The organism is Paenibacillus sp. Dod16, from assembly GCF_049893405.1.
Lineage (GTDB): Bacteria > Bacillota > Bacilli > Paenibacillales > Paenibacillaceae > Paenibacillus_AQ.
In genome coordinates, this window is the sequence record NZ_JBNDYG010000046.1 from 26,040 (window position 1) to 51,724 (window position 25,685).

At 50.8% G+C, this 25,685-nt stretch carries 23 protein-coding genes; 16 read left to right on the forward strand and 7 right to left on the reverse strand.

Annotation, left to right across the window (positions count from 1 at the left end):
* Nucleotides 1–58 precede the first annotated feature (58 nt).
* The 3 genes from ACPV3A_RS29125 to ACPV3A_RS29135 all read left to right on the forward strand — a co-directional run bounded on the left by ACPV3A_RS29125 (nucleotide 59) and on the right by ACPV3A_RS29135 (nucleotide 3,224).
* Nucleotides 59–1,552, forward strand: a complete 1,494-nt coding sequence (locus ACPV3A_RS29125; RefSeq protein WP_426203036.1) for an alpha-N-arabinofuranosidase — start codon at nucleotides 59–61, stop codon at nucleotides 1,550–1,552.
* Nucleotides 1,553–1,561: 9 nt separating this feature from the next.
* On the forward strand, nucleotides 1,562–1,840 hold the full coding sequence (locus ACPV3A_RS29130) for a hypothetical protein (protein ID WP_194543429.1): 279 nt from the start codon (nucleotides 1,562–1,564) through the stop codon (nucleotides 1,838–1,840).
* A gap of 142 nt (nucleotides 1,841–1,982) precedes the next feature.
* Nucleotides 1,983–3,224 (forward strand): MFS transporter, encoded by a 1,242-nt coding sequence (locus tag ACPV3A_RS29135; protein ID WP_426203038.1) that lies wholly within the window; start codon nucleotides 1,983–1,985, stop codon nucleotides 3,222–3,224.
* A gap of 209 nt (nucleotides 3,225–3,433) precedes the next feature.
* Here ACPV3A_RS29135 and ACPV3A_RS29140 read toward each other — a convergent pair whose 3' ends face one another.
* Both ACPV3A_RS29140 and ACPV3A_RS29145 read right to left on the reverse strand, forming a co-directional pair.
* Nucleotides 3,434–3,820, reverse strand: coding sequence for a DoxX family protein (locus ACPV3A_RS29140; protein WP_426203039.1), 387 nt, complete (start codon nucleotides 3,818–3,820; stop codon nucleotides 3,434–3,436).
* A gap of 131 nt (nucleotides 3,821–3,951) precedes the next feature.
* A complete protein-coding gene (locus tag ACPV3A_RS29145; RefSeq protein WP_426203040.1) occupies nucleotides 3,952–4,866 on the reverse strand; it encodes an AraC family transcriptional regulator in 915 nt (304 codons plus the stop codon).
* Nucleotides 4,867–5,059: 193 nt separating this feature from the next.
* On the opposite strand from ACPV3A_RS29145, the gene ACPV3A_RS29150 reads away from it, so the two are divergent.
* Nucleotides 5,060–6,823, forward strand: coding sequence for a glycoside hydrolase family 35 protein (locus ACPV3A_RS29150; protein WP_426203042.1), 1,764 nt, complete (start codon nucleotides 5,060–5,062; stop codon nucleotides 6,821–6,823).
* 93 nt (nucleotides 6,824–6,916) lie between these two features.
* Here the strand turns inward: ACPV3A_RS29150 and ACPV3A_RS29155 are convergent, their stop codons facing one another.
* Both ACPV3A_RS29155 and ACPV3A_RS29160 read right to left on the reverse strand, forming a co-directional pair.
* Entirely contained in the window at nucleotides 6,917–8,170 is a 1,254-nt protein-coding gene (locus ACPV3A_RS29155) for an MFS transporter (protein WP_426203044.1), read from the reverse strand.
* 29 nt (nucleotides 8,171–8,199) lie between these two features.
* Entirely contained in the window at nucleotides 8,200–9,243 is a 1,044-nt protein-coding gene (locus tag ACPV3A_RS29160; protein ID WP_259445210.1) for an ROK family transcriptional regulator, read from the reverse strand.
* Between the two features lie 161 nt (nucleotides 9,244–9,404).
* Here ACPV3A_RS29160 and ACPV3A_RS29165 point away from each other — a divergent pair, with 161 nt between their 5' ends.
* The 4 genes from ACPV3A_RS29165 to ACPV3A_RS29180 are packed head-to-tail and all read left to right on the forward strand — an operon-like array spanning nucleotide 9,405 to nucleotide 13,554.
* Nucleotides 9,405–10,457, forward strand: coding sequence for a LacI family DNA-binding transcriptional regulator (locus ACPV3A_RS29165; RefSeq protein WP_194543423.1), 1,053 nt, complete (start codon nucleotides 9,405–9,407; stop codon nucleotides 10,455–10,457).
* A 24-nt stretch (nucleotides 10,458–10,481) separates the two neighbouring features.
* Complete coding sequence (locus tag ACPV3A_RS29170) at nucleotides 10,482–11,642, forward strand: Gfo/Idh/MocA family protein (protein ID WP_071220291.1); 1,161 nt, start codon at nucleotides 10,482–10,484, stop codon at nucleotides 11,640–11,642.
* Between the two features lie 53 nt (nucleotides 11,643–11,695).
* On the forward strand, nucleotides 11,696–12,427 hold the full coding sequence (locus ACPV3A_RS29175; protein ID WP_194543422.1) for a ThuA domain-containing protein: 732 nt from the start codon (nucleotides 11,696–11,698) through the stop codon (nucleotides 12,425–12,427).
* A 20-nt stretch (nucleotides 12,428–12,447) separates the two neighbouring features.
* Nucleotides 12,448–13,554 carry a Gfo/Idh/MocA family protein gene (locus tag ACPV3A_RS29180; protein WP_426203049.1) on the forward strand — a complete coding sequence of 369 codons (1,107 nt, stop codon included), beginning with the start codon at nucleotides 12,448–12,450 and terminating at the stop codon, nucleotides 13,552–13,554.
* 136 nt (nucleotides 13,555–13,690) lie between these two features.
* Here ACPV3A_RS29180 and ACPV3A_RS29185 read toward each other — a convergent pair whose 3' ends face one another.
* The gene (locus ACPV3A_RS29185) at nucleotides 13,691–14,383 is read right to left on the reverse strand and encodes a pentapeptide repeat-containing protein (RefSeq protein WP_339218156.1); all 693 of its coding nucleotides are present in this window, start codon (nucleotides 14,381–14,383) and stop codon (nucleotides 13,691–13,693) included.
* Nucleotides 14,384–14,519: 136 nt separating this feature from the next.
* Nucleotides 14,520–16,349, reverse strand: a complete 1,830-nt coding sequence (locus ACPV3A_RS29190; protein WP_426203051.1) for a DUF2334 domain-containing protein — start codon at nucleotides 16,347–16,349, stop codon at nucleotides 14,520–14,522.
* A gap of 177 nt (nucleotides 16,350–16,526) precedes the next feature.
* On the opposite strand from ACPV3A_RS29190, the gene ACPV3A_RS29195 reads away from it, so the two are divergent.
* The 3 genes from ACPV3A_RS29195 (at nucleotide 16,527) to ACPV3A_RS29205 (ending at nucleotide 18,662) form a co-directional block, all read left to right on the forward strand.
* A complete protein-coding gene (locus ACPV3A_RS29195) occupies nucleotides 16,527–17,054 on the forward strand; it encodes a GNAT family N-acetyltransferase (RefSeq protein WP_194543418.1) in 528 nt (175 codons plus the stop codon).
* Nucleotides 17,055–17,151: 97 nt separating this feature from the next.
* Nucleotides 17,152–18,237, forward strand: a complete 1,086-nt coding sequence (locus ACPV3A_RS29200; protein WP_426203053.1) for a redoxin domain-containing protein — start codon at nucleotides 17,152–17,154, stop codon at nucleotides 18,235–18,237.
* A gap of 101 nt (nucleotides 18,238–18,338) precedes the next feature.
* Nucleotides 18,339–18,662, forward strand: a complete 324-nt coding sequence (locus tag ACPV3A_RS29205; RefSeq protein WP_426203055.1) for a hypothetical protein — start codon at nucleotides 18,339–18,341, stop codon at nucleotides 18,660–18,662.
* A 649-nt stretch (nucleotides 18,663–19,311) separates the two neighbouring features.
* On the opposite strand, the gene ACPV3A_RS29210 is transcribed toward ACPV3A_RS29205, so the two are convergent.
* Nucleotides 19,312–20,205, reverse strand: coding sequence for a hypothetical protein (locus ACPV3A_RS29210; RefSeq protein ID WP_426203058.1), 894 nt, complete (start codon nucleotides 20,203–20,205; stop codon nucleotides 19,312–19,314).
* Between the two features lie 361 nt (nucleotides 20,206–20,566).
* Between ACPV3A_RS29210 and ACPV3A_RS29215 the strand changes: the two genes are divergently transcribed.
* From ACPV3A_RS29215 to rhaA, 5 genes are all read left to right on the forward strand, one after another.
* Complete coding sequence (locus ACPV3A_RS29215) at nucleotides 20,567–21,418, forward strand: WXG100 family type VII secretion target (RefSeq protein WP_426203061.1); 852 nt, start codon at nucleotides 20,567–20,569, stop codon at nucleotides 21,416–21,418.
* A gap of 17 nt (nucleotides 21,419–21,435) precedes the next feature.
* Nucleotides 21,436–21,636 (forward strand): hypothetical protein, encoded by a 201-nt coding sequence (locus tag ACPV3A_RS29220; RefSeq protein WP_426203063.1) that lies wholly within the window; start codon nucleotides 21,436–21,438, stop codon nucleotides 21,634–21,636.
* Nucleotides 21,637–21,641: 5 nt separating this feature from the next.
* The gene (locus ACPV3A_RS29225) at nucleotides 21,642–21,962 is read left to right on the forward strand and encodes a DUF4176 domain-containing protein (RefSeq protein WP_426203065.1); all 321 of its coding nucleotides are present in this window, start codon (nucleotides 21,642–21,644) and stop codon (nucleotides 21,960–21,962) included.
* Nucleotides 21,963–22,182: 220 nt separating this feature from the next.
* The gene (locus tag ACPV3A_RS29230; RefSeq protein WP_426203067.1) at nucleotides 22,183–24,252 is read left to right on the forward strand and encodes a bifunctional aldolase/short-chain dehydrogenase; all 2,070 of its coding nucleotides are present in this window, start codon (nucleotides 22,183–22,185) and stop codon (nucleotides 24,250–24,252) included.
* Between the two features lie 108 nt (nucleotides 24,253–24,360).
* Complete coding sequence (gene rhaA, locus ACPV3A_RS29235; RefSeq protein ID WP_426203070.1) at nucleotides 24,361–25,626, forward strand: L-rhamnose isomerase; 1,266 nt, start codon at nucleotides 24,361–24,363, stop codon at nucleotides 25,624–25,626.
* Nucleotides 25,627–25,685: the final 59 nt, after the last annotated feature.

Sequence of the window (25,685 nt, forward strand, 5' to 3'; positions counted from 1 at the left end):
ATTGTTAAACTGTTTCATATAAACATCTATAAAACAACGGTGAGGAGCGGAATAAGTCATGAGTCATGTTATTACCATTCATTCGGATTTATCCAAAGGCAAGATCAACCGCAATATTTATGGTCATTTTTCCGAACATCTGGGTCGCTGCATTTATGAGGGCATATGGGTGGGTGAGGATTCACCGATTCCGAATACGGAGGGGATCCGCAATGATGTACTGGAGGCGCTGAAACAGCTTAACATACCGGTGCTGCGCTGGCCAGGCGGTTGTTTTGCCGACGAGTACCACTGGAAGGACGGCGTCGGTCCACGAGAGAATCGGAAGCAAATGGTCAATACGCACTGGGGCGGCGTTGTGGAGAACAACCATTTTGGCACCCACGAATTCCTCCGTCTTTGCGAGCTTCTGGGTTGTGAACCATACATATCGGGCAATGTCGGCAGCGGCACCGTGCAGGAAATGTCGGAATGGGTTGAATACATGACCTTTGATGGCGTGTCGCCGATGGCCGCATGGCGCCAGGAGAATGGCCGCGAGAAGCCATGGAATGTTAAATATTTTGGCGTCGGGAACGAGAACTGGGGCTGCGGCGGCAATATGCGGCCGGAGTATTATGCGGATCTGTACAGACGCTATCAGACTTATGTTCGCAACTATGGCGATAACAAGATCTACAAGATTGCCTGCGGCCCGAACGTGGATGATTACCGCTGGATGGAAACCGTGATGAGAGAAGCGCATCCGTTCATGGATGCCATCAGTCTTCACTATTACACGATTCCTGGCGAATTCTGGACAGGCAAAGGCGCTGCTACCGGATTCAGCGAACAGGAATGGTTCACCACGATGAAGAAGGCGCTTCATATGGATGAATTGATTACGAGACATTCGGCAATCATGGACCAGTATGATCCTAACAAGCGGATCGGCCTCATTGTAGACGAGTGGGGAACCTGGTTTGACGTAGAGCCTGGCACCAATCCGGGCTTCCTGTATCAGCAGAATACGATCCGTGATGCTCTGGTGGCGGGTTTAACGCTGATTATCTTTCACGAGCATAATGATCGGGTGGTCATGGCGAACATTGCGCAGATTGTCAATGTGCTGCAGTCCGTCATTTTAACCGAAGGCGAGAAGATGATTCTTACTCCGACTTATCATGTGTTTGATATGTATAAAGTGCATCAGGATGCAGAGCGTTTGGCTACCAACTACAGCGGCGCTGATTATGAGATGGACGGCGAGAAGATTCCGCAAGTATCCGTAACGGCCTCGAAGGATCAAGCCGGCAAAATCCATGTGAGTCTGTGTAATGTGAGTCATGCGGAGCAAAGTGACGTGACGATTCAGCTTCGGGGATTAAGCGGAGCGGTGTCCAAGATCGTAGGCCGGCAGCTAGCCTCCGATTCGCTGGACGCTCACAACACCTTTGAATCGCCGGAGACTCTGAAGCCGGCTGCATTCCATGCTTTTGAACAAGAAGGCGACGTTCTGCGTGCCAAGCTGGCACCGATGTCCGTTACCGTTCTCGAGATCACGGCAGGATAGACGAAGAGGATGGCGGATAATCGGTGTAAAGGTTGTCATGACGATTACCGGGTTAACGAGGAACAAATTACGCGCGTCCTATCATCTCCAATGTTTACGTCTGACCGTTGCGTGCCGGATGGTGAGTATGATGCCCGTCTGCGTGCGTGCTTCTCTTGTCCAAAGCTGCAAGGGAACACGACATGCACGCTGTGCGGCTGCATCGTACAGATCACCGCGAAGCTTAAAGACAAGCGATGTCCTTATCCGGGGCAGGACCGTTGGTCGGTTGCCCATAGCGCTTCATAGCCGAGTTATAGTAAGTCTGCTCTCATGGATGGATCATGGGAGCAGGCTTTTTTTAGTATGGGGGAACTTCCGTTATCTTTACAGAAACATTCAACCTATGTTATGACTATTAGAAAAAAGATCAGCAGAACAGGGTGTGGACATGAAACGAGGAGGCTTTCTATACTACTGGACCGCGTATTCAAGCATTTCGCTTGCAGGCGTTGTCTACATCATGGTATTGACTACCTTTATGTATCAAGAATCCGGATCGGCCTTTATTGCCGCGTTATTCCCGCTGTTTAACGCAGTCGCACGGTTAGTCGCCGGCCTTACGGCTCCGCTTGTGATGGAGAAATTCGGCTTCTCCAAGCTTCTGGTGAGGCTTCAAGTCATGAAAGCCCTGTTGTTAACCGCATTGGTTATCGCATTTCCCTACATATCATCTCAGGTTTCCGTGCTGTGTATGTTTATCTTGTTCATTGCTTTTACCGAAGGATGGGGAAACCCGCTCATTCAGTCCATGGTTCCGAGAGTAGTTGCACCTGACCGGCTGGTTAAGGCTAACAGCTCTCTGTCCGTGACTAGTCAATCCTTGCAGATTGCAGGATATACCTTCACGGGCTTTCTCGTTGTACGGTTTGGACATATGCCGACGTTAATCATGAGCTGCGTACTCATCTGGGTATCCGTGTTGTGCCTTTGGATCGCAGCACGCTCCATGAAGGAGAAGGAACCGGCTGCGGCGGGAGGAGCGAAAACAGGCTGGGAAGTGATTCGTGAAGGCTGGTTCTACCTGTGGCGAAATCCGACATTAAGAATCGTGACGATGATGGATATGATTGAAGGGATCGCGGGAACCATCTGGGTGGGAGCGATCACGCTGGTGTATGTCAAGGAAGTGCTGCATCAAGGCGAAGCTTGGTGGGGATTCATTAATGCCAGTTATTATATAGGCGCCATTGCGGGTGGGCTGCTGATGCTGCTCCTGTCTTCCTTTATCCAGAAAAATCTGATTCCATGCATGGCCGTAGGATCAGCGGTGTTCAGTTTGCTTACCCTGTGGTATGGCCTAAACAGTATTCCGATCATGGCATTAATCCTATGTATTGCAATGGGACCGGCCTATCAGCTGCGTGATGTGGCGCAGCAAACCGCGCTCCAATCCAGCGTGGATCAAGAGCTGCTGCCGAAAATTTACGCTTCGCGTGATATCTTGCTGTCCACGGTAACGAGTTTATCGATTGCGGTCATGGGTCTGATTGCGGATACACTCGGCATTCGCATGGTGTACATTGCAGGCTCCATCTGTATTGCGATATCCGCAGGGTTATCGTTCGCGCTTCTGAGACTGCAGAGGAAATCGGCTATAGCGGCCGAAAAGGGCGGCAGCAGCTTTTCATAACATGTAAAAAAGAGCCGTACCACTGGATCAGGATCTTGGGAGACTGATCGTCAGGTGCGGCTCTCTTTCTATGTTCTAAGATATCAGAAAGTATAAACTTCGGAGGATGTGCTGCCTGATATCGCAAGAAAAACTACCGCTAGACGCGGTCTGTCTTCTTAGAGAGTACGTCGATGGATGTTTTTCTTACATATGGTCGTCGCTTAGGCTTAGTTTTTCTTGCCAAACAACGAATCGACCGAGAGCAGGCTGCTGCCGCTAAGGGCAAGATGAACGGCCATGGCCAGCAAGGCAATATCCAATTCATAGCCACCCAGGAAGCCCATGCCGAGCTTGGCCTGAAAAATAGCTACGACAAGCACAACGCCAAGAACTAGGGAGGCAATTCTCGTTCCCAAACCGATAATCAATGCAATACCACCCACAATTTCGATAATGGCCACAACGGTCGCCATGAATGCGGGGATTCCCAGACTGGCGAAAAAGCCCTCGATGTTGCCGATGCCGCTCTGGAATTTATCCAAACCGTGAGCCAAAAAGATAACGCCCAGAATAACCCGAATAATGAAAGTACCCATAGAAGAATAGCTACGCATGAATGGTAACAGCTCCTTATTTTTAAGTGGTTATCAACTAACTTTTGTATAGCTGAAACTATAGATTGTATCATACTCAATTATGCTATTGATTGTCAAGTAACTTACTAAAAATAATCAGGTTCCCCGATTCAGTGTCTGGGACGGTATTCTGTCGGCGACTGCCCGGTCCAGCGGCGGAATTGCCTTGAAAAATGGCTGGCTGAGCGAAAGCCGAGTTTGTCGGCAATCGCCGTCATTGGCAGATGGGTCGTGACCAGCAGCTCTTTGGCCAGGGTGAGCTTTTGTCGGCTGATATATTGTCTTGGCGATATTCCGTAAACTTGGCGAAACAACTTGCTGCATTGGCTGCGGCTTAAATTCAGCTCTTTGGATACGGCTGTGACAGAGATCTCTTCTGTAAGCCCTGATGACAGCTTCTCTTCAATGGCATGCGCCGCATCGGCTGCAAGCAAGGAAGACGGCTTGTGGGAGCCTGATACTGCCTGTGTCGACGAAGACAGCTGGACCTCATCCTGCACCTTCAGGAGGGAGAGCACATCGTGGATGATGAGCAATGTATAGGATTGGAGCAGCAGTCTGTCTTCAAAAGTGAGATTGTATTCAGCCCTCGGGTTCTCCGGTTGAAGCGAATGGGCTGCCGGCTGACTGCGTCGAACGATTCCCTCCAGCTCTTGAATGTATGCCTTCAGATTGCTGTGCGCACTTTCCTGTTGGCGAATGTGACGGTAAGGGGCAGCGGATAATGAGCTTCGAATTTCCTGATCATCGAGATCAAAATGAACATTAAAGTATCCATATGGCCCGTTGGCCAGATTCGTGGTTTGATGGGGGACTCCGGATTTGATCAGAAGCCATTCTCCTTGCCGCAGCGTAAAAGACTCCCGATGAATTTCCTGGAGAACCTCGCCTTCCAGACAGTACAGCAGCTCAAACAGGTGATGATGATGCCTCGGATAACTCCAGCCGGGCGGCTGGGAATCAAAATGGCATCCCGTTACTTGAAGCGTGTGAATCATATTGGGAAAGCGAAAAGCGATATCCATAATGGCCATGCTCCTTTAGCTTCGAAAATTCCAGTGATTATGCCATATATTGTATCATAATAGGTTCTTCTCGATTCTGAATATTCGGCACAAAAGGTATAAAGAATGCTCCATTTGGAGATTGAGCAGCACGAGCTTTTGATAGATGATGACAATAGCAAGCAAAATGATACGAGCAGGGAGGAAACAGAAAATGAAAGCTCAATTGAAAGCGGTTAATCAACAGTTCGTGCTCGGCGATGAGCCGATCCAGATTCTGTCGGGTGCCGTACATTATTTTCGGATCGTGCCGGAGTATTGGGAAGACAGACTAATGAAGCTGCAAAGCTGTGGATTAAACACCGTGGAAACCTATATTCCCTGGAATTTGCATGAACCCAAGGAAGGACAATTTACGTTTGAAGGCATCGCCGACTTGGAGAGATTCGTCCAAATCGCCGGTGACCTCGGGCTGCATGTGATCCTTCGGCCAAGCCCATACATATGCGCAGAATGGGAATTTGGCGGGCTGCCGTCCTGGCTGCTGCAGTATCCGGATATCCAACTGCGATGCATGGATCCGTTGTATCTGGAGAAGGTTGACCATTATTATGATGAACTGATTCCGCGGCTGGTTCCGTTATTAACCTCCAATGGAGGCCCGGTGATTGCAATGCAAATCGAGAACGAGTACGGGAGCTACGGAAATGATACGGCATATCTGGAATACTTGAAGGATGGCTTGATCAAGCGGGGCGTAGATGTATTGCTGTTCACTTCGGATGGTCCCACCGACGGAATGCTGCAAGGGGGAACCGTTCCAGGCGTGCTTGCCACCGTCAACTTTGGTTCGAGAACGGAAGAGGCTTTTGCCAAACTGCGGGAATATCGAGCGGAAGACCCTCTCATGTGCATGGAATACTGGAACGGATGGTTTGATCATTGGCTGAAACCGCATCATACCCGGGACGCGGAAGATGCTGCTGCGGTGTTCAAAGAGATGCTGGACTTGCATGCATCCGTGAATTTCTACATGTTTCATGGGGGAACCAATTTCGGATTTTATAACGGGGCGAATTTTCACGAGAAGTATGAGCCGACGATCACCAGCTATGATTATGATGCCCCACTCTCGGAGTGCGGGGATGTAACAGCTAAGTACGAGGTTATTCGCAGCATGATTGCGAAGCATCAGGGAAAAGAGCTCTCTGATTTTCCAAGTTTGCCTCAGCCCGTCAAGAAAAAAAGCTATGGCTCGGTTCGCATGACGCATTATGCCGACTTGCTGGAGCATCTGCCGACGCTATCCGAGGCGGTGAAACGCACAACACCTGTACCGATGGAACTGCTGGGTCAAAGCTATGGCTTCATCGTTTATGCAACGGATATTACCGGACCTCGCCAGGGAGAATCGTTGCATCTGCAAGAGGTGCATGACCGGGCACAGGTATTCCTGGACGGTAAGTATCAGGGGACGGTTGAACGCTGGAATCCCCAAGCCCTCCAGTTCGATGTTCCGGCAGCCGGCGCCAAGCTGGAGATCGTTGTCGAGAATATGGGGCGTATCAATTACGGCCCGAAGCTGAAGGACTATAAAGGAATCACTGAGGGAGTCCGGATGAACAACCAGTTCCTGTATGACTGGAGCATCTATCCTGTGCCGCTTGAGAATCCGAATGCGGCATCGTTTCAACCGCTTACGGGTCCGTTTGAACAGCAGGACCGCCCTACCTTTTATCGAGGTGAATTCTCGGTGGATGACATTGGAGATACGTTTATCCGCTTGGACGGATGGGGAAAAGGGGTTGTATGGGTCAATGGCTTCAACCTGGGGCGTTACTGGGAACAAGGACCGCAAGCAGCGCTTTACCTGCCTGGACCCCTGCTGAAGCAGGGCCGCAATGAAATTTTGGTGTTTGAGCTGCACCATACCGAAACAGCAAGCATCGAACTTGTTGATCAACCCGACTTGGGTTAATTAGGGTGTGGGTAGGCAAACGATCATCATCAATAAAAGGGAGCCCTCTTGTACTTATAAGAGGGCTCCCTTAGTGTTCAAGGAATCATAGGATTAGACCAATTGCTTACGGACTTTTAAATAACGGTACAGAAGGATGCCAAAGAGCGAGCATAGGATGGCACACAATCCGATGAAGCCATAGCCCGCCTGAAGCCCGCGCAGCAGCCCGAGTTCTGTTCCGCTGCCGTACATTTGCTTGAAGCCGTTTGTGATCGCTCCGATCGCGTAATTGCCGATAACGCTGCCGATTCCCATCATGGTGACGATGAACGTAATCGCGGTGTCGCTCTCTTTCGGATATCTTTTGGCAATGAGCGCCATGACCGTGGGATAAATCGGAGCAATTCCAATGCCTGCTGCCGCGAACAGGAACGCATAGGATTCTCCGCCAAAGATTGCAATAAACGTGCATACGCCAGTCAACGCGGACAGGATGATGATGGACAGCGTGAAGCCGATCCGGTCCGTTATCGGGCCGAGCAGCAGGCGTGCTGCCGAGAAGCAGAGGAAGAAGGCGGACAGCATCCCGGCAGCAGCCGTAGGTTCCCATTTGTACGATTTTTCAAGAAAGTTTACGAGCCAACCGCCAACTGCCATCTCCGATACGACACCGAAGGATAGAATCATGACGACCAGCCACAGTGCAGGATCTTTAACTAACAACTTAAGCGGGGTTCGTTCCGTTTCGGATAGATCGTCCCCGGGAAACTTGCTCATGAGTGCCGGGATCATTGGCAGCACGGATAACATCAGCATGGCCAGATACATGCCCCGCCAGTCCAGTGCGTAGTTAAACACGGTTACGGTCATAAGTCCGGATGCAATCATCGGTGCCACGGTTGAGCTGATTCCGTAGAAGAAATGGGACAGGTTCATCATCGTGCCTGTGTTTCGCACAAAGATCCGGGCAGCTAATATGGCAAGACCGATCTCCAGCATACCGTTTCCAATGTACATAAAGAAATAGGATGCGGTAAACATCGGGTAGCTGTGCGACAGGAAGATCAACACACCAGAGATAGCCATCGAACCGAAGGCGGCCATACTGACCCACTTGATCCCGATCTTCCGCGTTAACAACGCAGTGAATGAACAGGCAATCAAGTACCCGAGCGCGTTCAGGGATAGCAAGGTGCCGATCTGCATTTCATCCAGGTGGAAATCGAATTGAATCCTTGGAATGGCGGGTCCCTTAATGTTTTCCGATATTCCAAATATGATAAAGCCCAGAAAGATGGTTGCCAGATGAAGGGTGTAGTCTTTGCTGAATTTAGGTTTTGCTTTCGTTTGAAGGTCTGTATTCACGGTTATTCCCCAATCGTCATCGTTGAATTTTACATTGCACTTGTATCGGATATCATCATATCCAGAGCAAGCCGCTGCAGGCCGGCTATATAGTCATGCTCCCACTCGCGAAGCAGCATTTCGGGCAGATGACGCTCCGGTACGTAGGCGGAAGCCCGGTCTTTAATGCAGAGCAGGGTGGAGGGCAGGAGGTTATGCTCACACCACAGAATGGCATCCGGATTGAGAATCGCGGTGAAGGCGGCGCTTAATCGGCTTAACGCATCGATTTGCTCCTCATCCGGCTCGATGAGACTGCTCATGACGGCACTTTTACGCTCCAATACATCTTGAAAATTGTTGTCTTTGCTCATCGGTACATAACCGATCTCACCCGTAAAGAACGACTTGCCCCGAACGACGTTTCCATTGATCAGCAGCCCCGCCCCCGGTCCATTGTGTCCGAAATACACGTATACAAGAGAAGCCTCCTCCGTACGGCTCAGATTCTGATAGCCAAGCACGGCCGCATTCATGTCATTCTCCACGATGACAGGAATGGAGAACAGGTCCTCCAGGTAAGATTTGAGGTCGTAATCCTGGAATGTCCCGTACAACGGCACGTGAAAAACGACGCCATCACGAACCGCAGCCGGCATGCCGACCGCAATCGAGCGGATTTTCGGATAACGGTGGATCCAGCTTCTTAGCTGGGAAGCCAGCGCTTCCGGTCCAAGCTGGAGTATGCCGTCTTCAGTTTGTCGTTCGACCAGATCGCCGTTCCAGTTAAAAATGGTGTATACGCTCCGCTCCTTCTCATAATAAACGGCGAGACCCAGCATATAGTCCGGGTTAAAAGCGTAGCGGTTTGCACGTCTCCCGCCGCTGGACTCATCCAGTCCGAGCAGGGTAACTTCGCCCTCCTGCGCCATCTGTTCCAGCACTTTGCTCACCGTTGGAAAGCTGATGCCGAGCCTGTCACTCAGCTCCGCTTTGGTTCCGCTACCGAGCTCCAGCAGGGAAGCGCGGAGCGCGCGCCGTACGGCGTATTTCATGGATTGCGGTGTGGGTAAAGGTTCTTTGCGCGTATCCATCACCACCCCCCTTTCTTTTTAAACGGGTTTAATAAGTATCTGGAGAAGATTATTGCACATCTGAAATAAGGGTGCAAGAACAATTTTGCAGGTTAAGACGGTTGACAACAGCGAGGCTCCATGAGAAAATGTACGCGCGTACATAAATTGCAGGAGGCTTGATGAATATCGCTAGTCGTAAAGAGGTAGCACAGCTTGCCGGCGTTTCGGAAGCGACGGTATCCCGTGTACTGAACGGGGTCGGACCTATCAAGGAAGAGACCAAGCAGCGGGTGCTGGAAGCGGCGGATCGGCTTGGGTATACCCCAAGTGCGCTTGCCCGAAGTTTTGCCCGCCGAAGAAGCGGTAACCTGGGCGTTGTCATGCCCTACCTGCCGAAAGCCCGCATCTTCTCCGCTTATTATTTTTCCGAAATATTAAGCGGTATTGGCAGTAAGGCGCTGGAAAGCCAGTATGACCTATTGATGCTGTTCCGTGAGCCCGGCGGTTCAATGGATTACTTGAATCTGTTCCGCACCCAGAAGGTAGACGCTTGCATTATTCTTGGTGCCCGGGATGATGAAGGCGAACGTGCGGCCATCAAACAGCTGAGCGAAGCGGATCACCCTTATTGCCTGATTAATCAATACTTTGACGGCGAGGCCTTTCACGTTATGGATGCCGATCATGTGGATGGCAGCTATCAAGCCGTTCATCACTTGACGCAGCAGGGATTTCGGAACATTGCTTTTCTTAATGGGCCGCCTCAGTATTCCAACAGTCGCGATCGGTTGAAGGGGTACAGCCGGGCACTGAATGAAGCGGGAATCGTACTGGATGAAACTTTGCTGTTCGAAGGTAACTTCAGCCGTAAAAGCGGTTATGCTGCTGCCGAGAAAGTCGCCGGGAAGCTGGACCGGATTGAAGCCGTATTTGCAGCCAATGACCGCATGGCGATTGGACTTCAGCAGGGGCTGCGTGCGCTAGGCATTTCAGAGGAGCGAATGCCTGCTTTTGTCGGGTATGACGATTCGGAAGCCGCCGAGCTGTGCACGCCGCCGCTTACCAGCGTGAGGGTTCCGTTCTATGAACTGGGATGCCTTGCAGCGGATCATGTGCTTCGTATGCTGGACGCCTCCGATCTGCCAGAAGGCAGCGAAACGAACGCAGTGCTCCATCGCCAGCTGCCAACTCGCCTGGTAATCCGTGCATCTTCGCTTCATCGAAATGAATAACTCTTATTTAAGGAGGAATGAAGGATGAAACAATTACGTGTAGGCATGATTGGTTATAAATTTATGGGCAAAGCCCACAGCAATGCTTACCGGAGCTTGCCGATGTTTTTCCCGGAGGCGTTGAAGCCTGAAATGGTGGCGATCTGCGGCCGCAATGTGTCGGCCGTGCAAGCAGCTGCGGATCAATTGGGCTGGAGTGAAAGCGTTACCGATTGGAAGGAGCTTGTCAATCGGGAAGATATCGATCTGATCGATATCAACGCCCCAAGCGATGCCCATAAGGAGATTGCCATTGCCGCGGCGAAGGCGGGGAAGCATATATTTTGCGAGAAGCCGCTTGCCTTGACCTTGGCGGATGCCAGAGAGATGCTGCAGGCGGCGGAAGAAGCGGGAGTTACCCATATGGTTGGGTTTAATTATAGATTTTCGCCAGCTGTAAGACTGGCCAAGAAGCTGGTTGAGAGTGGAAGATTGGGTCAGATTTATCATTTCCGCGCTTGGTTTTTGCAGGATTGGATCATGGACCCGCAATTCCCGCTGGTATGGAGATTGCAGAAGGAAGTGGCCGGATCCGGATCGCATGGGGATCTTGGTGCCCACCTGATCGATCTCGCGCATTATCTGGTCGGTGATATGCAGGAAGTGATCGGAATGAGCGAGACCTTTATCAAGGAGCGTCCCATTGCCAGCGAGATGACCGGGTTAAGTGCAAAAGGAAGCACAGGCGGTCCCATGGGGAAAGTGACGGTAGATGACGCCACGTTGTTCATGACCCGCTTCGAGAACGGGGCGCTGGGCAGCTTTGAGGCGACGCGCTTTGCCGCAGGGCACCGCAGCACCAATTCCTTTGAGATCAACGGCAGCTTGGGCAGCGTCAAATTCGATTTTGAACGAATGAATGAGCTGGAGGTTTACTTTACGTCCGACGATGAGGATGTTCAGGGCTTCCGCCGCGTACTGGCAACCGATCCCGTTCACGATTATATGGAGGCATGGTGGCCGCCGGGACATACGATTGGTTTCGAGCACACCTTTACGCATGAAATCCTGGAGCTATCGACGGCTATTTCCGAGGGAAGGCAGCCTGTGCCGAATTTCGAGGATGGCGTGAAATGTCAGGCTGTGCTGGAAGCCGTGGATAAATCCATTGAAGAACGCCGCTGGGTGCGGTTGTCGGAAATGTAATCAAGTCACTTCGGCCAATTCTGGCCGGACACATAAAAAAAGGAGTGCTACGCATGAAAAAGGCTTTGATCGTATGGGGCGGCTGGGACGGACATGAACCTGAGCAGGTTGCCGGCATTTTCGCGGAATTGCTTCGGGCTGAGCAATATGAGGTTGAGGTATCCGACACGCTGGATGCTTTTAATGATGCAGAGAAACTTCAGGCCCTGGATCTGATCGTGCCGGTATGGACGATGGGAGAAATATCGAAGGAGCAGGTGAGCAACGTATCGCTTGCCGTGCAGAAGGGAACCGGCTTGGCGGGCTGTCACGGCGGGATGTGCGATTCGTTTCGCAACAATGTGGATTGGCAGTTCATGACCGGAGGTCAATGGGTTGCGCATCCGGGCAACGATGGCGTGAAGTACCAGGTAGAGATTAAATCGAGCTCCAGCCCGCTGGTGGAAGGGATGCAGGATTTTACGGTGGTCTCCGAGCAGTATTATCTGCATGTCGATCCGGCCGTTGAAGTGCTGGCAACCACTCGCTTTCCGGTTGTGGCCGGACCGCATCTGCTGAACCAAGCGGTTGATATGCCGGTAGTATGGACGAAGCGCTGGGGATATGGACGGGTCTATTACAATTCCCTCGGCCATCATGCCGATATCGTCGATATGCCGCAGGTGAAGGAAATGATGCGCAGGGGACTGCTCTGGGCTGCTGAAGGAAAAGCATTATATTCGGGTTCGGACATGAGTGTGTTTACGGAAGGTCAAGGCTACACAGGCATGGGAGACAGCCAATAAGGCAGAAGGAGACTTGGATCATGAAGAAAGTAAAGGTTGGCATCATTGGCTGCGGAAAAATCAGCGGCATCTATATGGAAAACTGTCATAAGTTCGATATCCTGGAGTTGACGGCGTGTGCGGATATCGATCGTGCCCGTGCCGAGGAACAGGCTGCCAAGTATCATATTCCGAATGTATACACTACCGAGGAGCTGCTTGCAGATCCGGAGATTGAGCTGGTCATTAATCTGACGATACCTGCATTACACGCGCAAATTATGCTGGATGCGCTGCAAGCCGGCAAGCACGTGTATGTGGAAAAGCCCCTTGGCGTAACCCGTGAAGAGGGTAAGGCGGTGCTGGATATGGCTGCGTCCAAAGGTCTGCTCGTTGGATGTGCTCCTGAGACATTTCTTGGAGCAGGAATCCAAACGGCACTGAAGCTGATTGAAGACGGGCGCATCGGCAAGCCGATAGCAGCGACCGCATTTATGATGAGCCGCGGTCATGAGCATTGGCATCCCGATCCGGAATTTTATTATGCCGCCGGCGGAGGTCCGATGTTCGATATGGGGCCTTACTACCTGACGGCGCTGGTTCAGCTGCTGGGACCGATCCGCCGTATTAGCGGCATGACCGGGACGGCCCTTGCGGAGCGGACGATTACCAGTGAGAAAAAACAGGGTCAAAAAATTCATGTGGACATTCCTACTCATGTGGCTGGACTTATGGAGTTTCATAACGGTGCGATTGGCACGCTGATTACGAGTTTTGATGTATTTGGAGGCAGCACGCTGCCTAATATTGAAATCTACGGCACCAAGGGCACGATGCTCGTCCCGGATCCCAACGGCTTTGGCGGCTCCGTACAATATCGATTGACCGGAGAAACCGAGTGGACGGAAGAGCCGCTGCTTCCCGGGTATAACGAGAATACAAGAGGGATCGGCCCGGCGGATATGGCCTACGCCATCCGCAGCGGAAGAGCTCATCGTGCGAGCGGCGAGCTTGCCTATCATGTGCTTGAAGCCATGTGGGGCTTCCATGATGCTTCCGATGAAGGCAAGCGCTATGAGATGGTCAGCACCTGTGACATCCCGGCCCCGCTCCCGCTTGATTTGCAGAAATACACCCTTGATCAATAATAGGATGATTCAAGAAAGCGGCTTAACCCGAAAGGTCCAAGCGGACCACGGAGTAAGCCGCTTTATGCTGTGCACGTGTATACGTTCCCCTGTAAACAAACGATTTTGATTATATGGGCCAAGCCTAAGCTCACGCTCAATCTTTTACGACAAGACCGAATATTTTGGTTAACGGGATGGCTTGATGCGGCGATATGATGCATCCTTGAAGATCTTCCAGGGTCACGCCGATGTTATGAAAGTCCGTTCGGCTTAAGTCGATTCCCGCAAGCTTCGTGCCGGAGAACTGCGACTGGTCGATCTGGCAATCCACAAATTCCACCTTACTTAATTCGGAATGATAAAAATCCGATTTTACGAGCGAGGTGGATTGGAAGGACACTTGCTTCATGTTAGCAAAACGGAACGTAGCGTAGTCGCCCGTACAATGATCGAATACGACATTTCGGATGGTGGCTGCCGTCAAGTCGAGCCCCAGAATTTTGCAATGATTGAATTGTACGCGGTACATAATGGCCTCACTGAGGTCGACGTTGGACAAATCGCAGTGGTTAAACACAAGATCCGTTAGTTCGGCATGGTGGAGCGTGACGTGCTGGAACGTAACATTATGGAATATCATTTGATCGAATTGAACCTTGTCGGCTGAAATATAAGACAGGGTCTCGTCCAGACAAGTGGATTGAATAAATGAGGATTCATCGTCAACGCCAGTATCGGATAGAATCATAGGCTCAAGCTGCTTAGGGAGCTTGGGTTTCACGATTTTGACTGGGGATGATGGACCGGCTGTATTGTTGTTAGAATTGCTCTTGCTATTGGATGACATGAATTCTCCTCCAAATATAGAAATAAGTATAGAGATGATCCTATAGATCTATCGACGTTCTTTCTCCGATGACAGACCGCGTATAGCGGGAGTTTTGAAATGACCCGGTTTCGTTGTATAGAAGTATATCATGTCCTTATCCGATTGTCCGGTCTCTGGAATTGATGGCGGCGTCCAAGGTGCCGCCAAGCCGATTCGGAGACCATGCCAGCAGACTGACACGGCCATTGCCCGTCAGGTCGGCAATGAAAGGTGTCATGCGTTCTCCGGCAACCCAGGGCCCAAACCGTTCTTCCTGCCGCCCGAAGGCGGTCCCCGAGCCATATAGAACGAACCAGTTCCCTGCGGTATGTTCAACAAGAATCAAATCTTCCAGCCCATCGCCATCCACGTCGCCAAGCATCATGGATATGAAAGAACCCATTGGACTCTTGGCGGAATACCAATCTCCCGCATCCACGAGCTGTTTCCCGGTGCTTAACCAGACCTGGCATGTGCCTGAGTCGGAATTCCACACAACCAGGTCATCCAGCCCATCGCCATTCACATCTCCTATGGAGGGTATCATGCCTTCACCCCGTACGGAAACCTCATGCTGAATTAGGGGAGAATAAAAATCACGCCCGGAGCTAAAAGCAATGGCGGCTTTCCCTGTGACAGGGTCCCATAAAAATAAATCATGTCTGCCGTCTCCGTCAAAATCTCCCGTTAGAGCTTTCCAGTCCACGGCTCCAGATTCACAGAGCCAATGACCCGAAGGTACTAAACGGCTGCCTGAGCCCAAGGCAACCTCACATATCCCAAGCTCCGCATTCCATACAGCCGCATCGATGCTGCCATCCCCATCGTAATCGCCAGCCATCGCAGTCCCACCCGGGTATAGTGGCCAATCTGCCAACATGGGGCGTATATATCGTATGCCATTATSGATTTTCATGGAGAACCCGACCTCAAGAGCAGCGTCGTACCATAGGTTGTTGGTCTCGTCCCGGACAATCCATCGATCCGGCAGCGCTTGTCTCTTGGCGTGCAGAAACTTAGGGTGTTTCATGGTCATCCTGTCCAGCAATCGGGTTTCCCTGAAATCCGGTATAAAGGGCATGATCGAGGTTATGGACACAAACGATTTAAGCTCCCTCTTGAAGGCTTGAATGATTCTTCTGAGCGGTGAATGCTCGTCATAATGCACATTGCCGTCAGCAAGGAAGCGGATATAGGGAAATTCGAGATAGGGGTGGTAAAAGAATGAAGCCAGTTCCCGTGCTCCTGTGAAATCCTGCAATGTCCGTTCTATCCGAGTGACTTCTTCCTCGATCTTATCACCTGCCACATAATAAAGCGGTGTGGGAACGTAGATCGTCCCGTTCGTTAACGGATCGTCCGGGATGTGCTGTAGTGCTGCTGTCCTTGCAACCGGGCTGGAAGGCGGTGATTCATAGAGGATGCCGTTACAGATCTCGATAATGTGTCGCTGGACAGATGAAGCGGTATAATGAGGAGTTTCATACCAAACCGCCGGAAGACCAGCTCTTTGAAACATCTTATGAGCCTGCTGTACCCGCTGATAAGCATAAGATTGCTGCAGCTGACGGAGCGAATGGACCGTTTCGGGCGGATCATCTGGAGGACAGTCGGCGCTGCATTCGGAATAAGCAAATTCAAATCCGTCGCCGCTTACCGATCCCCCGTACTGATGCGTATATCCATGAATACCAATCGAGGCCCCAAGGTCTACCATCGTTTGTAGCAGCCGGACAAATCGAAGGGAAGCTCCATCATGCTGATCATCTATCGACCGATCCACATGATGTGCCGGATCTACATATCGCGGAATGACGGCCAGATGAAAGGGAATCTGCAGCTGATGCAGCAACTGTGCGATTACCAGCAGCTTCGCCTGTTGTTCTTCCGTCTCATACCAGCCGCCCGGACCGATATCTTCAAGCCGTATCAATGCCTTATCCAATCAAGATGCGCTCCTTCCATGCCAGCTGTTTTCGAGATCGCGATATCCCGATATATTTATGCCGGGAATGGGCATTTCGTCATCGGGGATGAAGCGTTCACGAAGAAAAAAGAGGATCGCGGAGCGTGTCCGCGAATACATAGGGATTAAGATATGGGCAGGAGGAAGAGGAAGTTCATGCAGATTAGGCACGCAAATGAACAGGATGCAGCAGGCATTGCTAACGTCCATGTGAACAGCTGGAAAACGACGTATAAGGGGATCGTGGATGATCGCTTTTTAGAAAAATTGTCTGCTGCGGATCGGATTGAAGGCTGGCGCCGTAAGCTTGCCAATATGCCGGAGGACGAACAACTTCTGGTCATTGCCGATGAAGATGGCAAGGTATACGGGTTCATGTCTTACGGCACGGAGCGAGAGCAGAAGATTTCTGATGAAGGAGAACTCTACGCGATCTATCTCCTGAAAGAGATTCAAGGGATGGGCTGGGGACGGGAGCTTTTTGCGAGGCTGAAGGAGTTTCTGCAAAAGAAAGGGTATCGTTCTTTACTGGTCTGGGTGCTGGAAGGTAATTCGGCTGAGCATTTTTATAAACATATGGGCGGCCAGGAACGGAGACGAAAAGAAATTGTAATCGGCGGAAAAACGCATACGGAAGTGGCTCTGCTATGGAGTTCCATTGACCGGATTGGATCCTTCTCCTGAAAAATGCCCCGCTTGAGTTTACATTAGAGAGGGAATCTACTATGATGATGATATACCCCGGCGGGTAATTGTTCTGCCGACCTGAGGAGGTTTGCATTTGAGCATAATTCCGATAGGACCTTTTATGATGAGGGCCGACATCGTGATTTTTCTGATCTGTGCGGCAGCCGGATTTGCTGCGCTTCGAATTCGTTTGCGTCAGACGCCGCAGCGGGAATGGATCCTGGACACTTATTTAACTGTACTTATCATCGGTTTTATTTCATGGAAATTCGGGATGCTGGTGTTCGATCCGATCCGCACCGTTCAGCATCCCACCTCGCTTATTTACATGACCGGCGGAACGAAGGGGATATGGCTTGGGGCCGTTCTAGCCCTGGTCTACGCAGCTCTGCGCTGGAATAAAAAAAGGGAGAATTCAGGTCTGCTGCTGAAGTCCGCACTGTTGTCGGCATTTGCAGACGGATGGGCCGGGTATGTATTTCAGTGGTTGTGGGCGGACGGGGCCGGTGTAAACTCTTCATTATTCTATATGCTAATATTCGGCTTACTGCTGACGATGAGCTGGCTTCACTTCCATTCTCCGCTGTCCCGCTTTCTTACCCTGGGATTAGGCAGAAATGGAGCGGTGCTGCTCATCATGGGGGCTCTCTTCGTGTGGGTAATCTATGACTTTGCTTTGACCGCGGGCAGCGAGCGAGAAGCGAACGTATCTCCGAATGTGGAAATTAATACGGATACCATTGCTGAAGGGTTAAAGCCCGGACTTCGCGCACCGGATTTTTCGCTGATGAATCGGGAAGGGCAGGAGGTCAAACTGTCCGATTATCGGGGGAAAACCGTTCTTCTGAACTTCTGGGCCTCCTGGTGCCCGCCATGCAAGGTAGAAATGCCCTATATGCAGGATTTTTACGACAAATATCAGGATGAGAATGTAATCATTCTGGCTGTCAATATGACGCATTTGGAAAATAGCATGAGTGAGGTACAAACCTTCGTCGAGAAAAATGGCTTAACCTTCCCTGTCCTATACGACCAGAGCGGAGCAAGCACGAGACAATATGAGGTGGTGGCCTATCCGACCACCTACGTCATTAAGCCGGATGGTGTGATATCAGAGCGGTTTCAAGGCGCAATCGACGAGGATTTAATGGTTAGGGCCTATCGAAAGGCTAGTGATTAAGTCAGGTTCAATTGCGGATTTTTGGTGACGTGGACATCTATCTCTGCCGCCTTCTCCCCAGGAGGAATATAATACACAAACGCTGGGGAGGGGGAGATAGAGTGCAGCCAATACCAATTTCGGCAGAAGGATGCAGAGGTTACGTCGGAAAGACCGTTTGCGCTGTCATGCGTGATGGAACGGAAGTCGTGGGGACCATACGCGGCGTACATGATCGAGGCCTTGAACTCGAATTTGCGAACCCATCCGCATATATATTGTCCACAAAAGGCAAGAAGGGCAAAAAATCTTCGAAGTCTACTAAAGGCGGTGCGCACACGTCCGCGTTCGGACCTTACGGTTACGGCGGATACGGGTGGGGAGCCAATGTGTTTGCTTGGGAAGCCATAGCGCTGTTGTTCCTCATTCCGTTTTTGTTTATTTAAGCGGTCACAGGCTTTAGATTACGGGCGCAGTGTTTTTATAGAAGAGACAGGCGGGGAATTTCCCGGTACTGTCTCTTTTTTTTAGATATCAGAAAGTATAAACTTCGAAGTAGGGTCTTCCTGATATCGCAAGAAAAACATCCTGTAAACGCGGTCTGTCTTCTGAGAAAATTCGTCGATAGACGTTATTCTTTAGATATCAGAAAGTATAAACTTCGAAGCAGGGGCCTTCCTGATATCGCAAGAAAAACATCCTCTAAACGCGGTCTGTCTTCTGAGAAAGTTCGTCGATAGACGTTATTCTTTAGATATCAGAAAGTATAAACTTCGAAGCAGGGTCTTCCTGATATCGCAAGAAAAACATCCTGTAAACGCGGTCTGTCTTCTGAGAAAATTCGTCGATAGACGTTATTCTTTAGATATCAGAAAGTATAAACTTCGAAGCAGGGGCCTTCCTGATATCGCAAGAAAAACATCCTATAAACGCGGTCTGTCTTCTGAGAAAGTTCGTCGATAGACGTTATTCTTTAGATATCAGAAAGTATAAACTTCGAAGCATGGGCCTTCCTGATATCGCAAGAAAAACATCCTATAAGCGCGGTCTGTCTTCTGAGAAAGTTCGTCGATAGACGTTTTTCTTATGCAAGTCTTATACATTACGAGTGGAGTGGGCATTGTGGATGGGTTCAAGGGATGTATTCGATTGACTGAGCAGCCATATAACCGGTGTGAATGAGACAAGAAAACAGCTGCCCGCCAGAATCGGAAGCAAGGACCATTCGGCGATGGAGTATCCAAGAAACGTCTGCCATCCGATGGCGATTAATCCGAGCAAATACGCCAAGCCGCTAATATGGATCAGTATCGGTTTAACCGCAGGATTGACGGATTTTCTCATGGACAGCCACGCCACAAAAGGGATCGCTTGCAGAGCATGGAACCCTAGTCCATGCAGCCAGATGATATTGCCGTCGATCCCGGTATAGCGTCCCGCATTGATGGAGATCCATATGCCAGCTGCAAAAGATACCAGCACCGCAATCATGGCATAACGAATGCCGAGACCGAGTTCTGGATGGGCTTGCATTACACACTTGCGGAAGTACTGGGCGCCAAGGATCAGGTAGAATACGATAAGCAGAATCGCAACAGCAGGAAAAATAACCGAGATGACATGATCAAAGGTCGAGCCGTTCTGGACGAACCGCGGATCGACACCGCGGAAGTTTTGAACGGTTTCGGCGAAGTAGGAGAACAGAACGAGCGGAATATAACACCAGCGGTAGATCGATTTGCTTCGAGGCCTCATACCGGAAACCGGTAAAATGATGGCGGTTGATATGATAAAGATCCCCAGGGCCGCGTTGAAGGAAAACGCTTTGGAGATATCTCCATCAGGCGAGACAGGTCCTCCATTCAGCAATACCCATATCCCGCATATTCCGGCTAACAAAAACCCGAGCAGCCCCGTCAGCAAAAGCCAGGTCTCCTGCTTATACAGCTTGATCGCCCGGTTCGTCGCTTCACGTGCAAGTTGATTCATATGAATTACACCCTCTCCGTAATGATGAATTGTTTATAATTTACAGGAGAATGGGGGTGACTTTAACGGGCTGGGGATGTAAGGGGACCCTGTACGCCGGAATGATTTCAAGGCTGGACTAAAGCCGGGGATGAAGCGAGTGTTAATCAGGACGGGAGAGAAACGGAGCCAGTTCTTTTTTACTAGATTAGGCACTAAGAAATGAACCTCTCGCTTGATTGCTCCTTTCCTGTATACCTACTAAAATTGAAAAATGTGGTTATTCACGAGATCGACCGGTTAATAGGTTTATGGAATTGAAATTTGCATTTAGACTGCCTGAAGAGCAGAGGCAAAAAAGACAGAAGGGGCGTCCGTATTTATGTCCAATCGAATTTTAGTTACACCCGAGCAGTTGGAGCAGGTATCCACGCAATTTGCGCAGTCAGGGCAACTTAGCAGCGATATGGTGGAGCGGCTCCAGCGAAGCATTCATGAAATGGAAGGCCAGTGGCAGGGGATGACCCGTGAGCGGTTTTTCGGGGATTACCAGCAAGCCAGGGCAACCATGATCAAGTTCGTAGAGTGCTTACAATCGATATCCACCGAACTGAAGCAAATTTCCGTCAAATTCCGTTCCACGGATGAGATGGTGAACGGTGCTTCCGCTGGAGGAGCAGTTGCCGGTGCAGGTATTCTGGCTGGAGCAGCCTCCGGAGCCGGAATCGCCACGGCAGCTGCAGCAGGCTCTGCAACCATGGCTTCCGGTGTTTCTGCTAAATCTTCAAGTAACCCGCTGGATGCTGCACTTAAAGGTGTAAATGTGGAAGGCAGCGTAATCAAGCATGAAGAGAATGGGTTATTCGCCAAAGCCATAACAGGCAGCGCAGGGGCCAGCCTTACCGAAGGAGCGCATGCCAGCGGGGCCGTTGTAGAAGCAGGCTATGCTAATGATCATGTCGAAGGATCGGTTAGCCTGGTTAAGGCCGAGGTTGAGGCGGCCGTTAAGGATGGCACGCTCAGTGTCGGGGCTGAAGCTACATTAAACAAGTATGAAGGCGGCGTGAATATTCCGCTTCCATGGACGGATAAGGAGCTGCATATTGGAGGTTCCGCTTCACTCGGCGTACTCGGCGCATCCGCTGAGGTAGGGAAAAGCGGTTTAAAGTTCCACGTGCCGTTAGGCCCTGGAGCAAGCCTTGTCGGGCTCGGAGGAGCGATTACGGTAAAATAGAAGGGGGAGCACCGCCGATGAGCGATAAACAAAAACGTTTCAAATACATAATGGTGATCATTGCTGTTGTCGGTGTACTGGGCACCGTGATTCCCAATCTGCTTGACACAAGTTACGCAACTGCGGAAAAAGCAGTCATTTGCCTATCCTTTCTCATTGGAGTACCGCTCGTTGTGTCAATTGTATATTGGATCGGTAAAAAAATATTGAAGGGTTGATCAACATGGAACAGCATGAGCAAACGGAACAGAAGCTGCTGCCAATCGGATCTGTAGTCAAGTTCAAGGAATGGGACCAGACGCTGATGATCTATGGTCGGATGCAGAATGACTCCAAGACGTTGAAGCGTTGGGATTACGTGGCCTGCTTCTACCCTCACGGGAATCTGACCGCGGATTCCAATATCTTTTTCAACCATAAGGACATTTCGGAAATTGTATTTATGGGTTACGTCAATGAGGACGAAATTGCGTTTCGTGATGCATTGATCGAAGGAATTGCGAAGGCGGATCAAATGGCAGCCGCAGGCCCGGACAAATCATAGTTTCATCATATAGCAGCACAGCAGCATAGCAGCTCTGTTCAGAGGCAACTCTGGCAGGGCTGCTTTTTTTGTTTGTAACAGATTCACAATGCGTAATCCTAAATAAACATATTTAAATCTGTGTTTATTTTTGAAAATATACTATTCAAAGATAAACGGGCGTGATATTATGAGAAACAAATGAAAGCAAATTCATATGGTCAATCGGAGGGGAAACTTCATGGTTCAAAGCTTATGGGAACAGTCAAAGGCACAGCAGGCACAAAATACATTGGATGAGCTGGTCTACCGTTCGAATTTAATCGGTTCCGACCGGCGTGTGTGCAACTGGGGCGGCGGCAATACATCCAGCAAAACAACGATTCAGGATTTTCGCGGCAAAGACATAGAGGTTATGTACGTAAAAGGCAGCGGATCGGATCTGGCTACCATGAAAGCGGGCAATTTCACAGGCTTGCGGATGGAGGACATCCGGCCATTATTCGAAAGGGATTCGATGTCGGATGAAGAGATGGTGGCTTACCTGGGTCACTGCATGGTCGATGCGAAGCACCCGCGCGCATCCATTGAAACGCTGCTGCACGCGTTCTTGCCGTTTCGGCATGTGGACCATACGCATCCGGATGCCATTATCAGCTTATGCTGCGCCCATAACGGCAAAGAATTAGCCCGGGAGATCTTTGGCGACCGATTTGTGTGGGTACCATACGTTCGCCCTGGATTTACGCTGTCTAAGATGATTGCCGAAGGGGTGTTGGCTAATCCGAAAGCCGAGCTTGTGCTTATGGAGAAGCACGGGCTTGTCACTTGGGGCGATACATCGGAAGCCTGTTACGCACAAACGATTCGAATCATTAGTGAAGCAGAAGCCTACATCGAAGCGCGAGTGAATAACGACAAGCTGTTCGGTGGCCGGAAGTTCGCGCCACTGGCCTCGGAAGTGCGCCGCAGCATTGCCGCCGAAGTGATGCCCGCGGTCCGCGGTGCCGTCAGCGATGTGAAGAAGATGATCCTGTCCTTCGACGATCAAGAGGATGTGCTGGACTTTGTCGGCGGTATCGATTCGCCGAAGCTGTCCCAAGTAGGCGCAGCTTGCCCCGATCATCTGGTTCATACCAAGGTAGTTCCTCTCTTCATCGACTGGACACCTGATGCTGAAGATGTCGAAGGCCTTAAGGCAAAGCTGATCGAAGGCATTGCAGCATACAAAGAGCAGTATCAAGCTTATTTTGAACGCAACCACCATGAAGGCGACATCATGTTCGAGGCGGCTCCGCGCGTCATTCTTATTCCGGGCATCGGCATGATCAACACGGGCAAGAGCTGGGCGATGTCGCAAGTCAGCGGCGCCCTGTATCATCGGGCGATTGCGGTCATGCGCGGCGCGACGGCCCTGGGCGATTTTGTATCCCTGAGTGAAAATGAATCCTACAACGTGGAGTATTGGCCGCTGGAGCTGTATAAATTGAGCCTCGCACCGGCAGAAGCGGAGTTTTCGCGCCAGATCGCTTTTATCACCGGAGGAGCAGGCGGTATCGGAAGTGCCACGGCCCGCAGGCTGGTAGCTGAAGGCGCACATGTCGTTTTGGCGGATTTGAACCTGGAAGGCGCGCAGCAGGTAGCCGAGGAGATCAATGCAAAATACGGGGAGAATCGGGCATTTGCCGTTAAAATGGATGTAACCGACGAAGAGGCCGTGAAACGCGCCTATCGAGAAACCTCCATCACTTATGGCGGTGTTGACATTATCGTCAACAATGCGGGCCTTGCGACATCCAGCCCGTTTGACGAGACATCGCTGAAGGAATGGAATCTGAACATGAACGTGCTGGGCACAGGTTATTTCCTGGTTGCGCGGGAAGCCTTCTCGTTGATGAAGACACAGGGCGTTGGCGGAAGCATGGTGTTTGTGGGATCGAAAAATTCGGTCTATGCCGGCAAAAACGTGACTGCATACAGCTCCGCAAAAGCACTGGAGGCTCACCTGGCTCGCTGCATTGCTGCGGAAGGCGGAGAATACGGCATTCGAGTCAATACCATTCTTCCGGATGCCATTCTGCAAGGCTCCGCGATCTGGAATTCGAACTGGAGAAACGAGCGGGCAGCAGCTTACGGGATTGAGCCGGATCAGCTTGAAGAGCACTATCGTAAACGCACGACGCTTCTTGTCAACATCTATCCGCAGGATATTGCCGAAGGCATCGCTTACTTTGCATCATCAAGATCTTCGAAGACAACGGGCTGCATGCTGACAATTGACGGCGGAGTGCCTGCTGCGTTTACTCGTTAATCGAATGAAGATATGACGCATCTACCGCAAGAAATCAAGATTTCTTATTAAGATGGGAAGCTGGGTCAGAGATGACCTAGCTATCCATATCATACGGGAGGTTATGGGATGAGGCAGGATGTTGCAAGGAACTTTGAAGAAGCGAAAAAGCTCTATGGGCAGCATGGCATCAACGTGGACGAAATTTTGACGGAACTTGAACGCATCAAAATCTCCATTCACTGCTGGCAAGGAGACGATGTCCGGGGATTCCTGTTCCGCGACCAGGAGCTGTCCGGGGGCATCTCCGTGACCGGGGAATATCCAGGCGCTGCAGGAACGCCGGAACAGCTGCGGGCCGATCTGGAAAAAGCGATGTCGCTCATTCCGGGATCCCACAAGGTGAACCTCCACGCGATCTACGCGGATACCGATGAGACCGTTGATCTGGATCAGTTGGAGCCGAGGCACTTCCAATCTTGGGTGGATTGGGCCAAAGAGCAAGGAATCGGACTCGATTTTAATCCGACCTGCTTCTCCCATGACAAATCGAAGGATGGGTTTACGCTGAGTCATCCCGATCCGGCAATCCGTCAATTCTGGATTGAGCATTGCAAGGCATCACGAAGAATCGGGGCTTACTTCGGCGAACAGCTGGGTCAAACCTGCGTGACGAATATCTGGGTTCCGGACGGTTACAAGGATATGCCGGTAGACCGAATGGCGCCGAGGCAGCGGCTGAAGGAAGCGCTGGATGAGATTTTTGCTGAAGAGATTAATCCGCAATGGAACCTCGATGCCGTCGAGAGTAAACTGTTCGGACTGGGCTCAGAGGCTTACGTTGTGGGTTCGCACGAGTTCTACATGGGATACGGCATACAGAACAACAAGCTGATCTGCCTGGATGCGGGTCACTTCCATCCAACCGAGAGCATTGCCGGCAAACTGTCATCGCTTGCCCTTTTCACCGATGGACTTCTCCTTCATGTCAGCCGGCCGATGCGCTGGGACAGCGACCATGTCGTCATCATGGATGATGAACTGACCGAGATTGGACGCGAGCTGGTGCGCAATAACCTGCTGGATGTTACCCATATTGGACTGGACTTCTTTGATGCCAGCATTAACCGCATCGCCGCGTGGGTTATCGGTACCCGAAATACGATAAAGGCGCTGCTGCGTGCCAAGCTGGAACCTGTCGATCGGCTGAAGCAGGCCGAACTTGAAGGCGATTACACGACCCGCCTGGCGTTAACGGAAGAGTTTAAATCCTATCCGTTTGGAGCGGTGTGGGATTATTACTGCGAACGTATGGGCGTACCTGTAAGAGAAGAGTGGCTGTCCGAAGTGAAACAGTATGAACGGGATGTATTGCTGAAACGTACGCAAGCATGAGAAGAGACGGAGTATCACTCGGGCTCGTGCCTGAATCGTTGATTATGATCTGACAAGGA

Bases quoted from the DNA above. Each gene is read 5' to 3' on its own strand.
- ACPV3A_RS29125 (WP_426203036.1), top strand. From the start codon at position 59: ATGAGTCATGTTATTACCATTCATTCGGATTTATCCAAAGGCAAGATC.
- ACPV3A_RS29130 (WP_194543429.1), top strand. From the start codon at position 1,562: ATGGCGGATAATCGGTGTAAAGGTTGTCATGACGATTACCGGGTTAAC.
- ACPV3A_RS29135 (WP_426203038.1), top strand. From the start codon at position 1,983: ATGAAACGAGGAGGCTTTCTATACTACTGGACCGCGTATTCAAGCATT.
- ACPV3A_RS29140 (WP_426203039.1), bottom strand. From the start codon at position 3,820: ATGCGTAGCTATTCTTCTATGGGTACTTTCATTATTCGGGTTATTCTG.
- ACPV3A_RS29145 (WP_426203040.1), bottom strand. From the start codon at position 4,866: ATGGATATCGCTTTTCGCTTTCCCAATATGATTCACACGCTTCAAGTA.
- ACPV3A_RS29150 (WP_426203042.1), top strand. From the start codon at position 5,060: ATGAAAGCTCAATTGAAAGCGGTTAATCAACAGTTCGTGCTCGGCGAT.
- ACPV3A_RS29160 (WP_259445210.1), bottom strand. From the start codon at position 9,243: ATGGATACGCGCAAAGAACCTTTACCCACACCGCAATCCATGAAATAC.
- ACPV3A_RS29165 (WP_194543423.1), top strand. From the start codon at position 9,405: ATGAATATCGCTAGTCGTAAAGAGGTAGCACAGCTTGCCGGCGTTTCG.
- ACPV3A_RS29170 (WP_071220291.1), top strand. From the start codon at position 10,482: ATGAAACAATTACGTGTAGGCATGATTGGTTATAAATTTATGGGCAAA.
- ACPV3A_RS29175 (WP_194543422.1), top strand. From the start codon at position 11,696: ATGAAAAAGGCTTTGATCGTATGGGGCGGCTGGGACGGACATGAACCT.
- ACPV3A_RS29180 (WP_426203049.1), top strand. From the start codon at position 12,448: ATGAAGAAAGTAAAGGTTGGCATCATTGGCTGCGGAAAAATCAGCGGC.
- ACPV3A_RS29185 (WP_339218156.1), bottom strand. From the start codon at position 14,383: ATGTCATCCAATAGCAAGAGCAATTCTAACAACAATACAGCCGGTCCA.
- ACPV3A_RS29195 (WP_194543418.1), top strand. From the start codon at position 16,527: ATGCAGATTAGGCACGCAAATGAACAGGATGCAGCAGGCATTGCTAAC.
- ACPV3A_RS29210 (WP_426203058.1), bottom strand. From the start codon at position 20,205: ATGAATCAACTTGCACGTGAAGCGACGAACCGGGCGATCAAGCTGTAT.
- ACPV3A_RS29215 (WP_426203061.1), top strand. From the start codon at position 20,567: ATGTCCAATCGAATTTTAGTTACACCCGAGCAGTTGGAGCAGGTATCC.
- ACPV3A_RS29220 (WP_426203063.1), top strand. From the start codon at position 21,436: ATGAGCGATAAACAAAAACGTTTCAAATACATAATGGTGATCATTGCT.
- ACPV3A_RS29225 (WP_426203065.1), top strand. From the start codon at position 21,642: ATGGAACAGCATGAGCAAACGGAACAGAAGCTGCTGCCAATCGGATCT.
- ACPV3A_RS29230 (WP_426203067.1), top strand. From the start codon at position 22,183: ATGGTTCAAAGCTTATGGGAACAGTCAAAGGCACAGCAGGCACAAAAT.
- rhaA (WP_426203070.1), top strand. From the start codon at position 24,361: ATGAGGCAGGATGTTGCAAGGAACTTTGAAGAAGCGAAAAAGCTCTAT.